13 protein-coding genes are annotated in these 12,876 nt (G+C 56.1%); 6 read left to right on the top strand and 7 right to left on the bottom strand.

Features of this window, described 5'->3' with window-relative positions:
- Positions 1 to 13 precede the first annotated feature (13 nt).
- A complete protein-coding gene (locus tag ABLV07_RS13745) occupies positions 14 to 3,121 on the bottom strand; it encodes a beta-galactosidase (RefSeq protein ID WP_151084991.1) in 3,108 nt (1,035 codons plus the stop codon).
- A 208-nt stretch (positions 3,122 to 3,329) separates the two neighbouring features.
- Between ABLV07_RS13745 and ABLV07_RS13740 the strand changes: the two genes are divergently transcribed.
- The 3 genes from ABLV07_RS13740 (at position 3,330) to ABLV07_RS13730 (ending at position 6,021) form a co-directional block, all read left to right on the top strand.
- A complete protein-coding gene (locus ABLV07_RS13740; RefSeq protein ID WP_015366745.1) occupies positions 3,330 to 4,394 on the top strand; it encodes a LacI family DNA-binding transcriptional regulator in 1,065 nt (354 codons plus the stop codon).
- A 381-nt stretch (positions 4,395 to 4,775) separates the two neighbouring features.
- Positions 4,776 to 5,024 carry a hypothetical protein gene (locus tag ABLV07_RS13735; protein WP_015366743.1) on the top strand — a complete coding sequence of 83 codons (249 nt, stop codon included), beginning with the start codon at positions 4,776 to 4,778 and terminating at the stop codon, positions 5,022 to 5,024.
- Positions 5,025 to 5,064: 40 nt separating this feature from the next.
- Entirely contained in the window at positions 5,065 to 6,021 is a 957-nt protein-coding gene (locus ABLV07_RS13730; RefSeq protein ID WP_045387745.1) for a sensor domain-containing diguanylate cyclase, read from the top strand.
- Between the two features lie 6 nt (positions 6,022 to 6,027).
- Here ABLV07_RS13730 and ABLV07_RS13725 read toward each other — a convergent pair whose 3' ends face one another.
- Positions 6,028 to 6,636 (bottom strand): glutathione S-transferase family protein, encoded by a 609-nt coding sequence (locus tag ABLV07_RS13725; RefSeq protein ID WP_045388243.1) that lies wholly within the window; start codon positions 6,634 to 6,636, stop codon positions 6,028 to 6,030.
- A gap of 177 nt (positions 6,637 to 6,813) precedes the next feature.
- On the opposite strand from ABLV07_RS13725, the gene ABLV07_RS13720 reads away from it, so the two are divergent.
- The gene (locus ABLV07_RS13720) at positions 6,814 to 7,704 is read left to right on the top strand and encodes a LysR substrate-binding domain-containing protein (protein ID WP_020078931.1); all 891 of its coding nucleotides are present in this window, start codon (positions 6,814 to 6,816) and stop codon (positions 7,702 to 7,704) included.
- 75 nt (positions 7,705 to 7,779) lie between these two features.
- Here ABLV07_RS13720 and mgtS read toward each other — a convergent pair whose 3' ends face one another.
- The 3 genes from mgtS to ftrA form a co-directional block, all read right to left on the bottom strand.
- Positions 7,780 to 7,875: a protein MgtS gene (gene mgtS / locus ABLV07_RS13715; protein WP_004102377.1), complete on the bottom strand. Its 96-nt coding sequence runs from the start codon at positions 7,873 to 7,875 to the stop codon at positions 7,780 to 7,782.
- 139 nt (positions 7,876 to 8,014) lie between these two features.
- Positions 8,015 to 8,230 carry a DUF4177 domain-containing protein gene (locus ABLV07_RS13710; protein WP_015366741.1) on the bottom strand — a complete coding sequence of 72 codons (216 nt, stop codon included), beginning with the start codon at positions 8,228 to 8,230 and terminating at the stop codon, positions 8,015 to 8,017.
- Between the two features lie 64 nt (positions 8,231 to 8,294).
- Positions 8,295 to 9,296 (bottom strand): transcriptional regulator FtrA, encoded by a 1,002-nt coding sequence (gene ftrA / locus ABLV07_RS13705; RefSeq protein WP_045387748.1) that lies wholly within the window; start codon positions 9,294 to 9,296, stop codon positions 8,295 to 8,297.
- Between the two features lie 68 nt (positions 9,297 to 9,364).
- Between ftrA and ABLV07_RS13700 the strand changes: the two genes are divergently transcribed.
- Both ABLV07_RS13700 and ABLV07_RS13695 read left to right on the top strand, forming a co-directional pair.
- Complete coding sequence (locus ABLV07_RS13700) at positions 9,365 to 9,778, top strand: rhodanese-like domain-containing protein (protein WP_045387751.1); 414 nt, start codon at positions 9,365 to 9,367, stop codon at positions 9,776 to 9,778.
- 142 nt (positions 9,779 to 9,920) lie between these two features.
- Positions 9,921 to 11,024 (top strand): cobalamin-independent methionine synthase II family protein, encoded by a 1,104-nt coding sequence (locus ABLV07_RS13695; protein WP_042897583.1) that lies wholly within the window; start codon positions 9,921 to 9,923, stop codon positions 11,022 to 11,024.
- A 29-nt stretch (positions 11,025 to 11,053) separates the two neighbouring features.
- On the opposite strand, the gene ABLV07_RS13690 is transcribed toward ABLV07_RS13695, so the two are convergent.
- Positions 11,054 to 11,524: a helix-turn-helix domain-containing protein gene (locus tag ABLV07_RS13690; protein ID WP_032707969.1), complete on the bottom strand. Its 471-nt coding sequence runs from the start codon at positions 11,522 to 11,524 to the stop codon at positions 11,054 to 11,056.
- Between the two features lie 115 nt (positions 11,525 to 11,639).
- On the bottom strand, positions 11,640 to 12,824 hold the full coding sequence (gene ydeE, locus ABLV07_RS13685; protein ID WP_015705311.1) for an efflux MFS transporter YdeE: 1,185 nt from the start codon (positions 12,822 to 12,824) through the stop codon (positions 11,640 to 11,642).
- Between the last annotated feature and the right edge of the window lie 52 nt (positions 12,825 to 12,876).

Below are 12,876 nucleotides of genomic sequence, written 5' to 3'. Positions count from 1 at the left end.
GAGGCCCCCGTTATTATTGACAATGAAGCGTAACCTGATAGTGCCAGTGGGTCTCGAGCAGCAGCCACTGTGGCAGAACGCTTGGTGTCCAGGAATCATCGCCGCCAACGCCCATATGCTGGCCGTCGAGGGTGATCCAGACGCCTTTTTCCGGAGTCATGCGATGCCAGTGATCGGTCCTCATCAGCTGTTCCGTGCTGTACGGCTGCACCGAAAAGTGGAACTGGCCTGCGACGTGCCAGCATCCCCAGTCCAGCGCTTTGCAATCGCAGCGCAGACCGTTTTCGCTGGGGAAGATATAGGGAGTGCTCATCTCGCGCAGCGGCTGTTGCCAGCGTGAAAAACAGGCGCTACTTTTGCGATCCGGATAGTTTTCGTGCGGCCCTAATCCCAACCAACTGACCTCAGCGTGTTGTTCGGCGACCTGAAAGCGCAGCCCGACGCGCGCCAGCGGCGGTAACGTGGCGGCACGTTCGCCATCAACGGTGAGCTGGAGCTTGCCGTCGGCGGTGAAGGTCATACGCCAGTGGCTGGCAATGACCGTCTCCTCGTCGCGCAGATAGTGCCAGTGGCTATCAACGATCACCTCCCGTGCCAGCTGTTGCGCCTCGCATTTCACGCAGCGGGTCGTCAACGAATACAGACCGGCGCTCTTCCAGCGTTCGACCCAGGCGTTCGGATCGATACGTTCGACTTCGCTGACGCCGATATCATTGTCCAGCGGCGCACGGACAAACTGATCCTCCAGCGGCGTCAGCAGCTGCTGTTCTCCCGCGCAATACCATTCGCTTAAACGCCCGCTCTGGCGATCGATAACCCAGCGCTGGGATCCGACGCTAACCTCGTAGATCGCGGGTTTGATGGTCAGGACCGGCGCCGGGCCTTCGGCGGAGGTCTCAGCTAGCGCCAGAGGCGCGGTAAGCATTAGCTGCTGCCAGGCGACGCGGTGACCGGGCTCAGACCATGACGTCGCCTGCGGCTGGATCACCTCGAGTAGCAGCCAGACATCGCGGGCGCCGCGCGGCAGGGCCAGGCTGTCGCTAAGAATCAATTCCGCCCGCCCTTGCGGCGGCAGCGCCAGCGCTAAGTCGCCGCTGGCTATCGTTTCTCCGGCGCACTCTACTCGCCAGCGCAGCGTTTCGTTGTCGGTGGCGCGGAACAGGTATTCGCTGGTGATAGCAATGCGCAGCGGATTTTGTTCCAGCAAGGCGAACTGGAAATACTGTTGCGCATGTTTGGCCTCGATAAGCGAAGGATGAGCGCGCCGGTCGGGGAATACCAGGCCATTCATGCAGAACTGCCGGTCGTTAGGCTTATCGCCGAAATCGCCGCCATAGGCCCAGCCGACGCTACCATCCGGGAATGTTTTTTCGATTGCCTGGTCGGCCCAATCCCAGATAAAACCGCCCTGCAGGCGAGGATAGTCGCGGAAGGCTTGCCAGTAATCGGCGAAATTGCCCAGGCTATTGCCCATCGCGTGGGCGTATTCGCAGAGGATTAGCGGGCGTTGTTCGCCAGGCATACCGATCCACTTTTTGATCGACCATTTGGGCACCGCCGGGAAGGGCTGGTCGCGCTCGACGCGGGCGTACATCGGGCAGATAATATCGGTGGCGCTGCTGTCGGCGCCGCCGCCTTCATACTGTACCGGACGCGAAGGATCGTTGTGCTTCAACCATTGGTACATGGCCTGATGGTTGTCGCCGCAGCCGGACTCATTACCCAGCGACCAGATAATGATCGAGGGATGGTTGCGGTTGCTCTGGACCATACGGGTGACGCGCGCGCTGTAAGCGGCAAGCCAGGCCGGATCGTCAGACAGCCGATTCATCGGCACCATGCCGTGAGTTTCGATATTGGCTTCGTCCACCACGTACAGGCCGTAGCGGTTGCATAGCTCGTACCAGCGCGGCGCGTTGGGGTAGTGCGAACAGCGCACGGCATTGAAATTGTTCTGCTTCATCAGCAGAATGTCCTGCACCATATCCTCTTCGTTGACCACCTGGCCGCGCTGATGATGATGTTCGTGGCGGTTGACGCCGCGGATCAATAGCGGCTTGCCGTTGAGCAACAGTAGCCCGTCACGGATTTCTACCTGGCGAAAACCAATATCCCAGCCTTCCGCTTCAAGCAACGTCTCGCCGCGCCATAGCGATACCACCGCGCGGTAGCAATGAGGCTGCTCGGCGCTCCACAGCCGCGGGCGATCGACGTCGAGATTGATGATTGCCCGCTCGCCGTAGCTGCCGCGTTCATCAATAATCGGCGTACCCAGCGGCTGGCGCTGGCTGGCAAGGCGCGTTTTGCCATCCCACAGCGCAACCTCCACTTCCAGCGCCGCCAGCGCTTCAGACGCGGCCTCGACGCTAAGCTTGACCTGCAATTGCGCATCGCGATAGCGCGCATCGAGCTGCGGGGTTAATTGCACATCGCTGAGGCGGGCCTGCGGTTTATGCAACAACCAGACCGAACGGAAGATACCGCTCATGCGCCACATATCCTGATCTTCAAGCCAACTGCCCGCGCTCCAGCGCATCACCAGCACGCACAGGCGGTTGGCGCCTGGCTGCAGATACGGGCTTAAATCAAAGGCGGCGGGCAGGCGGCTATCCTGTGAGTAGCCGACCCATTCGCCGTTGCACCACAGATGAAAGGCGGAGTTGACGCCATCAAAGATAATTTGCGTTTGCCCTTCGGCCCGCCACCCCTCATCGACGGTCAACTGTAGCGAATAGCAGCCGGTAGGGTTGTCTTCGGGCACCCGCGGCGGCACGGTATCAATCGGATAGCGGACGTTGCTGTATATCGGCGCGTCATAGCCCTCCATTTGCCAGTTTGAAGGCACCGGCGTCGGGCGACTGTCAGGCAGGTCATGCAGTAGCCAGCTGGCATCCACCTGAAATGGACTGCGGGCATAGGAAAATTGCCATTTGCCGTCCAGCTGACGGCGGCGGTCGGAAGGACGGTTGTCGCGCGCCGCATCGGCATCGCGCCAGCTGGCAAAAGAGGGATGAGCGGGCAGTCGGTTGAGGTGGGTGATAGTCTGGTTCTGCCAGTCCTCGCGGGCCAGGACTTCGTGAAAAGCGGGGCCGCGAGCGGCGCCTGAATCATATCGTTGCATACGCATACCTGACGGATAATGGTAATAAATGTTATTCGCTAAACAATCTCATCGGGTTATCGGGTATTTTTTGCAGGCCCGCAACGTTGGCGAAAATGAAACCCATTCACGATCACGAATCACGGCGCAAATAGCAGATTTCTGTCGTAAGGAAGACATAAAATGTTAGCGTAAGACATTAAGTCATTTTCACTGACAGGAGTACGCGATGCAGCGCCGTTCAGCCACTTTAGAAGATGTCGCCCGCGAGGCGGGCGTTTCGCAGCAGACGGTGTCGCGGGTGGTGAATAACCCACAGATAGTGGCGCAGCGCACCCGTGAAAAGGTGCTGCGCGCGATGCAGACGCTTCACTATGTACCTAACCGGTCAGCACAGCTATTGGCGGGCAAAGCGGCAGCGTCGATAGGGCTTATCACGGCGTCGTTAACCTTACACGCGCCGTCGCAAATTGCCGCGGCGGTGAAACGGTATGCCGGTGAGCAGGGGCTGGAGGTCGCCATCGCCATGCCGGCGCAAAGTGATTACCCGGCACTGCAGGCGCGGCTGGATGAGTTTCGCGCCCAGCATATTCGAGGCGCCATTATCAGCCTGCCGCTGGAGAGCAGCGTCGCCGAACGGCTGGCGGCGGAAAATACGGATATCGCCTGCCTGTTTCTCGATGTCTCGCCGGAGACGGATGTCTCCTGCGTGCGTTTCGATCATCGTGATGGCTGCGGCGCCTGCGTGCGCCATCTTTGGGAATTAGGGCATCGCGAGTTTGGCCTGTTGGCCGGGCCGGAAAGCTCGGTATCGGCGCGGATGCGCCTTGGCAGCTGGCGCGAGACGCTGCACCGGTTGGGGGTCAGTCAATCGATTACGGTGTTCGGCGACTGGAGCGCCGCCAGCGGCTGGCAAAAAACCTTTGAGTTGCTGCATAAAAACCCGAAATTAAGCGCGATCGTGGTCGCCAACGATCAGATGGCGCTCGGGGTGTTAAGCGCGCTGGCGCAGCTTAATCGGCGCGGCAGCCAGGCGATTTCGGTGACCGGCTATGACGATACGGCCGATAGCCTTTACTTTCAGCCGCCGCTTACCACCGTCGCCCAGGATTTTGATCTGTTAGGCCGCCGGGCGGTGGAATTACTGATGCAGCAGATGGCGGCGCCGACCGGTCGCCTGCGCGAACTGCTGCCGGCGCGGCTGGTGGTACGCCAGTCGACGTGGCCGCTCGCGGCGCAGGACAATACCGCGCCGCTGATCGCTGAACTCAAAGCGCTGGTAGAGAAGCTATGAGTACGTCTGCGGTTTAAGATTTATTGAACAAGGGCGTGCTAGCCTGCGAGTCAGACGTAGGAACTCACGACGCTTTTCTACGAAAACGCTAAATACAATCTACGATCTATCCATGCAAGCATTTATTCACCGCCAGTCACATGGCGGTTTTTTTTTGCCCATTCCCCCGGTCTCGTCGCTTGTCGATTTTATTATCCTCTGCTGGTTGTTGATAATTTGCGCTGATGGCAGCGTAAATACGTTGTTTTTCATAGCGAGGGTCTCGGAGATTCCCAGGGCTGTATTTTCTAAGGCAGCATAAAATGCTGATAGCTATCGGGATGGAAAAAACGGCCAGGGCTAACCATACTGATGACATTGTGACAGGAGGTGGTGCTTTCAATGAACGATGATTTTCAGGCGATTAAGAACGAATTTGCGAAGTATGCCGATGCGACGCAAGGGACCGCGGTGGCTTTTGCCATGTATGAAGATTTAGCCCGACGGCTGGCAACTTACTTCCACAACCTCGATCAGCTTAACAAACGACGTTTTCTGCTGAAGCTGGAAGAGGGGGAACGCGAAATTGGCACCCAGGGCAGCTATGACTGGTATGGGGCGCTGACGCGCTTTTCATCGGCTGCGCATTAATCCAGCCACCTGATTTTTCGCTTTAGTGCAATGAGGCTTTATGAAATTCCCTGGCGTACCGGAAAATGAAGAAGAAAGACTGAAGTCGCTGTATCTGGCGGACCTGCTCGATACCCGTGATGATGAGCGTTTCGAACGCCTCACCCGGTTGGCTAAAAAAATTTTTCAGGTGCCGGTGGTACTTATCAGCCTGCTCGACCGGGAACGGCAGTGGCTGCTCGCCTGTCAGGGGCTGGGGATTCGCCAGACCCGGCGCGATATCTCTTTTTGCGCCCACGCCATCTTGCAGGAAGGCGCCTTCATCGTTAACGATGCGGTCAAAGACGATCGTTTTTATGATAACCCGCTGGTGACGGGCGAACCCTATATCCGCTTCTACGCGGGCTATCCTGTCCATCTGCCCGATGGCGCCGTGGCCGGTACGCTATGCCTGATTCATACCACGCCGCGCGAGTTTAACGATGAAGAGATCGCTGTCCTCAAGGATCTGGCGTATATCGTCGAGGATGAGTTCCAGGTGATTGGCATGGCGATGACCGACAGTCTGACCGGCATCGCTAACCGGCGCGGCTTTTACCGCATCGGCGATAAACGTTTCCGTACGCTTACCAGCAATGCAACGCCGTTTAGCCTGGTCTTTTTTGATCTCGATAAATTCAAACCCATTAACGATCTGTGGGGGCATGCGGAAGGTGACGAGGTGCTAAAAACCTTCGCGGCGTTTCTGGCGCAACATCTGCTGCCAGGCGAGGTTATCGGCCGTTTAGGCGGCGATGAGTTCGCCGCCATCATTACCCGCAACGGGCGTGCCGACACATTCTTGCAAAAGCTGCGTGAGAGTGTCGATCATTACAACCAGACGTCAGGAAAACCCTATAACATTAATTACTCTTACGGCGAGCTACAGAGCGATGTCAGCCGTTATCCGATGCTCGGGGATATGCTAAAACAAAGCGATGAAGTGATGTATTCGCGCAAGCGTAGGAAAACCTTATAAACGCGATTATTCCGCCAGAGGATATTTTTTAAAAGCGACTAAAGCCTCACATGCTTCGGCTAAACCATGTATATGTTTAAAATCGTGGGGCGGGATCGTCGTTGGGATCATGGCCTGAATAAATGACCAGACGACAGTACTGGTTATCATGACCTGATCAAGCTGTTGGGCGGTAGTGCGGCCGGCCAATCTTGCATCCCATTCATGACAAGCTGCCAGCAGTTGCTGTGTTACACGCTCAATCCATGGCTGATGCTGTTTTTCCGCCGGACGGAGACGATGTTCATAAATATTTTGTACCGCCTTTTCGCTGGCAGCGAGAATAAACCCCAACAGTTGCATATCCTCCGCTAACCGATGCGGATTTTTCGCTAACAGTTTACGCCTGGGTTCGGCCTGCATTTCGAAATATTGTAGAATCAGTGTCGAGTCCATTAATAACAAACCGTTATCCAGTACCGCCGTTGGCGCTTTAACAACCGGGTTAATTTGTGAAAACGCATCAAAGGTGCTGAATACTGATAAAGGAACGCTCACAAATTGTATGCCGTATAGTTCCAGCGAGATTGCAACACGCCTAACGTAAGGCGAATCCATCATACCAATAAGTTTCATCGTCATTTTTTTATTCCAGATTAACATCATTCTATTATCGGGAAATCATGTGTTCAGGCGCTGCCGATAAGCAGACCACCGCAGATTAGCGTAAACCGATAGCGACGAATATCATGGTTTTCTTATACAGAGCGTAAGTATTTCTGACATTAACCGGCAGGGTGCAGAGAACAACAGATGTCGAATTATCCACCTATTGCAAGTTTGCGCAGTTTCGAGGCCGTCGCCCGTCTTGGCAGCGTGACGCTAGCGGCGAAGGAACTGAATGTGACACATTCGGCGATTAGCCAGCAAATCAAAATCCTCGAGGAGCTTGTTGGGGTAAAACTCTTTATCCGCCAGGGGCGTGGCGTACAAATCAATGAAGAAGGGCGGCTGTACGCGCTGCAAATTCGCGAGGCTCTGCAGCATATCGCAGAGGCGACAAAGCTGGTACAAATTAAACCTCGGACGTTGGAACTTACGTTGTCAACACTACCTTCATTTGGGTGTCACTGGCTATTGCCGCGGCTAATGAGATTTCGCGAGAAATATCCTCATATCTTATTGCGGCTTCAGGCCAGCTTGACGGTGAGCGATCTGGAACAGGAAGGGATTGATATTGCTATCCGTATGGGGCGTGGTGAATGGGAAGGGGTTAAAAGTCATTTTCTCTTTGCGGATGAATTAATGGTTGTCGCCGCGCCAAATTATAACGGCGGCAAGCTGCCAGCGACGCCGGAGGAGGTGGCTGCGAGCAACATTATTTATTCGATGGAATCATGGAAAAGCTGGTGCCTGAACGCTGGGCTGGAGAAAGAGATCGAGCCTGGCGGACTACGGGTTAATGATTCAAATCTGGTTCTTGATGCGGTACGGCTGGGCGAAGGTATCGCTCTGGAGCGTAGATCTCTGGTTCAGGGGGCGCTGGATAGAGGAGAGTTGGTGCAGATAACGGCAATTACTGCGCCTTATCCCTGGCACTACTGGTTGGCGGTCTCTCCGTTGGCGGAGGAAAAGGAGGAGGCAGCGCTGTTTATCGGCTGGCTTTTTGACGAAATCACTATCTGGCAGCAACAACGGCAATAACGGGCTTTAAAAACAGAACGCCCCCTGGTGCAACAGCAGCAGGGGGCGCTTACGGGTGGGGATTATCGTCGTTCATCAGTCATCCCATTTGTGGCTTAGATACGCGGCCAGAAAACCAAAGAACAGGATTGTTCCCAGTACGGCCATAAAAACATGCATGTTTCCCAGCATGGTCTACCTCCATCTTATTTATGCGCTAATGTTGTCCTCATTGAACAGGGTTTACGGTTGTTGAATAGATAATATCCTGGTCAATCTAAACAAACGATTAACCAGAATGGCGTTAGGGTATATGAAATAAATTAACGCATCAGATGGCGCGTTCAAGCACAAATAAATACGCTTCGCGCGACCAGAACAGTGCGCTGCGGCGGCGTTCGACCGCCATGGTTTTGACTTCCCAGCCCTGCTGCGTGTACTCAGTGAGGAACCGGCTCATTTTATCGGGATCGGCTTTCGCTTCGCCAAAAAACATACTGCCCAGCAGCCCCTCTTTATAGATAACGACGCGACACTCTTTTTTCATCAGCTTAATCCTTGCAGGTGTAAATCAACGACGCGAATAATTGTCGCTGGCCATCTTAATATTATCACTGACGGGTGGAAAACTTTTTTCGATATTGCAGCGGGCTCACGGCGAAATGCTGGCGAAAGTGATGACGTAGCGTACTGGCATTAGCGAAACCGCAGATTTCGGCGATTCTGTCGATGCTGAGGCGGCTGTCGGTGAGCTGCTGGCGGGCGCGAAGCAACCGCTCATCGAGCAGCCAGCGGGCCGGTGATTTGCCGGTCGCCTGCTGAAAACGGCGCAAGAAAGTGCGCGGGCTCATATCCATCCGTTGCGCCAGCGAGGCGAGGGTATGGCTCTCAGCGAGATGCTGATACAGGTAATCAAACAGCTGGCCGAGGCGCTGGCTTTCACGCGCTGTAGCCACCGGGCGAATCACCTGCTGCGCCTGCCCACCGTCGCGGTGCGGAGACACCACCAGCCGCCGTGCGACGATATTCGCCGCTTCATGGCCGAAATCTTCGCGCACCAGATGCAGACAGAGATCAATGCCCGCGGCGCTGCCGGCGGAGGTCATCAGCCGCGCATCGCCAACGTACAGCACGTCTTCCACCACCTCAATCAACGGAAAACGCTGCTGCAGCCGGGCAGTATAACGCCAATGGGTGGTGGCCTGCCGCCCATTGAGCAATCCGGCGGCGGCGAGCACAAACACCCCGGAACAGATAGAAACGATTCTGCAGCCGCGCGCGTACGCAGCCGCCAGCGCCTGGCACAACGCTTGAGGAACATCGCTTTCTATGCCACGCCAGCCGGGCACCACGATGGTGTCCGCTTCATCAAGCAGCGCCAGCCCGCCATCGCTGACGATACGGATACCGCCGGTGGCGCGAAGCTCGCCATCATCGACGGCGGCGACCGCGAACCGATACCAGCTTTCCCCCATTTCCGGGCGCGGGAGGCCAAAAATCTCCACCGCCACGCCGAATTCAAAGGTACACAGGCCGTCATAGGCCAGAACGACGACTTTTGGTGGTGACAGTGTCACATTGCGGGTTGTCAGGATTTCAGCGTTTTCTGTCATCAATGGGGGCGGTGGTCCGGGTACGGTGGTGGTTAAAGTAGTGTTACCACAGACAAGGAGAATACGCCATGAGTGTTGTAAGCCAATTTACACCAGCCGCCCCGGTCGATGCCGCTGCCTGGTTTGCCCATAAATTGAGTTTCGAAACCGACTGCGCGGATGTCCATCACGCCATGCAGCACGGCGAACAGGACTTTGTGCTACTGCACGTGATTGGCAGTCATGATGTGTTTGCCCGTCGCCACCTGCCTGGCGCGCTGCATCTGCCGCATCGCGAGATCAATGCCGCGCGAATGGCGCAGTGGCCCGCGGAAACGCTGTTTGTTGTCTATTGCGCCGGGCCGCACTGCAACGGCGCGGATATTGCCGCCTTAAAGCTGGCACAGCTTGGCAGACCGGTAAAAATGATGCTCGGCGGCCTGACTGGTTGGGCGGATGAGGGGTTCGCATTTAGCCTCAGCGAAGCCAGCAACATGAAATAAATTCAACAGCCATGAATTTTTCTCGTTTGCCGATGCTCTCTCCGCATGACAGTATCTGGACATATAGACATCCAGAAGTCTAAAAATTCAAATAATGAATTATCACGGCGGGCAACTACCTGCCTGCCGTTAAGGAGAGAACATGCAACGTCACCAGGCCCCGTTCCGCGCAGATATTGTCGGCAGTTTTTTACGTCCTGACGCTATTAAGCAGGCGCGCCTGCAACTGGCGGAAGGCAATATTGATGCCGGCCATCTGCGTGAAATTGAGAATGAAGCCATCCGCCAACTGGTTCAGCAGCAGTGCGATTGCGGCCTGCACGTGGTGACCGACGGTGAGTTCCGGCGCGCGTGGTGGCACTTCGACTTCTTCGACGGTCTGGAAGGCGTGGAACGTTACGATTCAGAGAAAGGTATTCAGTTCAACGGCGTACAGACCAAAGCGCACGGCGTGCGCGTGACCGGTAAACTGGGCTTCGGCAACCATCCAATGCTGGAAGATTTCCGCTTTTTGAAAAGCGTCAGCGGCAATGCGCAGCCGAAAATGACCATCCCCAGCCCCAGCGTGCTGCACTTCCGCGGCGGGCGAAAAGATATCGATAGCACGGTATACCCGGACCTGGCCGAATACTTTGACGATTTAGCAACCACCTGGCGTGACGCGATCCGCGCTTTCTATGACGCTGGCTGCCGTTATCTGCAACTCGATGACACCGTCTGGGCCTATTTATGTTCAGACGAACAACGCCAGCAGGTACGCGAGCGCGGTGACGATCCGGACGAACTGGCGCGTACCTATGCCCGGGTGCTGAATAAAGCGCTGGAAGGGAAACCGCAGGATCTGACCGTTGGTCTGCACGTCTGTCGCGGTAACTTCCGTTCGACCTGGATTTCAGAAGGCGGCTACGAGCCCGTGGCGGAAATTCTCTTCGGCGGCGTCAACATCGATGCGTTCTTCCTCGAATATGATAATGACCGTTCCGGTGATTTTGCCCCGCTGCGCTTTATCCGACCAGGCCATCAGCAGGTGGTACTGGGGCTGATTACCACCAAGAATGGCGAACTGGAAAACCCGGAAGGCGTGAAGGCGCGCCTGCAGGAGGCGGCGCAGTATGTGCCGCTGGAGCAGATTTGCCTGAGCCCGCAGTGCGGCTTTGCCTCCACCGAAGAGGGCAATTCGTTAAGCGAAGCCCAGCAGTGGGATAAAGTGCGGCTGGTCACAGGGATCGCCGCCCAGGTCTGGTAAGGAGATAGCCCGCATTAAGCGGGCTTTTTCTATTTGCGCAGCAGGCGCTGTAGGCGTGCCTGTCGCCAGTGGCGGATCCACCCGGCAAAGACAAACAGACGTAATCCCCGTAGTAGCAATAATGCACCCCAGACGATCGCCACCCATACTGACCAGTAGACATCCGGTTGGGTGAAATAATTAATCACCAGCAACAAAACGCAAACCGTGACCGCCACGCTTAGCGAGCGGAAAAAACGGCTCTCCTGATGCAGACGGCTTTTCGCTTCTTCGATCCGTAAATCGAGCGACGCTTCGTGACCGACAGGCGCATCGTCGCTGAGTTCGGCCACATTTATCTCAAACACTGCCGCCAGAGCGCTCAGGGTTTCTAACCCCGGGCGATCGCCGTTTTCGATCCTCTGGATAGTGCGAACGCTGACGCCAGCCAGTTCGGCAAGCTGTTCCTGGGACCAGGCGCGCTGCAGACGTAATTGTTTGACTCGGGTACTGCTGTTCATGATGTTAATCTCCGGATGGGAACCTGAGACCAGTGTGGTTTTTTAGCCTGCCGGGCGCCACGACAGGCACCCGACAGACAGACGACAGCAACCCGACAGCCGCATGACGCGCGGTTTACGCCTGTACGGTTTGCCACGGACGCACGTTCATGCCGCGGAAAATCATCAGCCAGGCGGCGACTATCGCCAGCATTAAAATGAAGAATAGCGACCAGTGCGGCAGATGGGTGAGGATTATCCCGGTTAGCATCGGATTGAACGCCGCGCCTAACCAGCCTAACGACTGGGCGGAAAAGTAGCTGGCTTTCATACCGGGTGGGGCAATCTGATCGATCAGCATATATTCGCCCGGCGCATAAATAATTTCGCCAAGGGTAAAGATGGCGGCGGAAATGCCCCACATCAGCAGATTATTACCGGAGAGGATAAACCCGCCGAGACCCAACACATAGCACAGGGTGCCGAAGGTCATTAGCGGGCGGATGTTTCGCGCCGAAAGCCGTCGCCCGACGGCATATTGCAACGCGACGACCACCGCGGCGTTGACCGGCAGCACTACCGCGACCACTTTTTCCGCGAAGTCGCTGGTGCCTGCGGCCAGCACATACTGCGAAATGCAGGAGGCGAAAGAGCCGCCGACAAATGACGCCAGCAAGCCGGAAAAGGTAAACCACAGCAAGGCGCGGTCGCGCAAAAGCACCGACGGCGTCCACTGCGGCGTGATGCCTTCCGCACTGGCGGCAGAGGTGCGCTCGACGAAGAGCTGAATAAACACCAGCGGGAAGGCGGCGCACAGCGCAGCCAGCCAGAAAGGCAGGTTAATACTCTGCATTACCAGCAGGGTGCCGATTGGCGGCCCAACGGTCCAGCCGATATTGAGGAAGGTATAGTTGAGCGAAAAGATGCGCGCTTTTTTCTCCGGCGTCAGCACGTCGGCAAACCAGGCTTTCAGTACCGTGGAGAAAACCGAATAGGCGCAGTTGATCAATGAGAAAAAGAACACCACCAGCGCCACGCTATTGACCGCGGGGATGGCGATAAAGCCCACGATAAACGCCACGATGGCGATCAGCATATAGCGTTTTTTGTCGAACTTATCGGCAAGAATACCGAAGCCCATGCTGAAGATAACGCCGACGACCAGCGCGACGGAGAGCGCATAGCCAATGACATCGACTTCCAGCTGGAACCGACGGGTGAGATAAATCGTCATAAAAGGAAGCGTTGCGCCGCGGCCGATGGTTAACAGCAACGACGACGCCAACAGCGCTACCGTTGAGCGCCTGATGGTGGTTGTCATTTTTTCCTTGCCCGATGAAGTGTTTTATTTTTGTTGTGCCCGATCACAAATA

The organism is Klebsiella sp. CN_Kp097 (genome assembly GCF_040064495.1).
Lineage (GTDB): Bacteria > Pseudomonadota > Gammaproteobacteria > Enterobacterales > Enterobacteriaceae > Klebsiella > Klebsiella aerogenes.
Note: the sequence above shows the minus strand (reverse complement) of the source record. Positions and strands in the feature narration are given on the sequence as shown.

Coding starts and splice junctions, on each gene's coding strand:
- ABLV07_RS13710 (WP_015366741.1), bottom strand. CDS start 8,230: ATGAAAAAAGAGTGTCGCGTCGTTATCTATAAAGAGGGGCTGCTGGGC.
- ABLV07_RS13695 (WP_042897583.1), top strand. CDS start 9,921: ATGCAACGTCACCAGGCCCCGTTCCGCGCAGATATTGTCGGCAGTTTT.
- ABLV07_RS13690 (WP_032707969.1), bottom strand. CDS start 11,524: ATGAACAGCAGTACCCGAGTCAAACAATTACGTCTGCAGCGCGCCTGG.
- ABLV07_RS13730 (WP_045387745.1), top strand. CDS start 5,065: ATGAAATTCCCTGGCGTACCGGAAAATGAAGAAGAAAGACTGAAGTCG.
- ftrA (WP_045387748.1), bottom strand. CDS start 9,296: ATGACAGAAAACGCTGAAATCCTGACAACCCGCAATGTGACACTGTCA.
- ABLV07_RS13745 (WP_151084991.1), bottom strand. CDS start 3,121: ATGCAACGATATGATTCAGGCGCCGCTCGCGGCCCCGCTTTTCACGAA.
- ABLV07_RS13735 (WP_015366743.1), top strand. CDS start 4,776: ATGAACGATGATTTTCAGGCGATTAAGAACGAATTTGCGAAGTATGCC.
- mgtS (WP_004102377.1), bottom strand. CDS start 7,875: ATGCTGGGAAACATGCATGTTTTTATGGCCGTACTGGGAACAATCCTG.
- ABLV07_RS13720 (WP_020078931.1), top strand. CDS start 6,814: ATGTCGAATTATCCACCTATTGCAAGTTTGCGCAGTTTCGAGGCCGTC.
- ydeE (WP_015705311.1), bottom strand. CDS start 12,824: ATGACAACCACCATCAGGCGCTCAACGGTAGCGCTGTTGGCGTCGTCG.
- ABLV07_RS13740 (WP_015366745.1), top strand. CDS start 3,330: ATGCAGCGCCGTTCAGCCACTTTAGAAGATGTCGCCCGCGAGGCGGGC.
- ABLV07_RS13700 (WP_045387751.1), top strand. CDS start 9,365: ATGAGTGTTGTAAGCCAATTTACACCAGCCGCCCCGGTCGATGCCGCT.
- ABLV07_RS13725 (WP_045388243.1), bottom strand. CDS start 6,636: ATGAAACTTATTGGTATGATGGATTCGCCTTACGTTAGGCGTGTTGCA.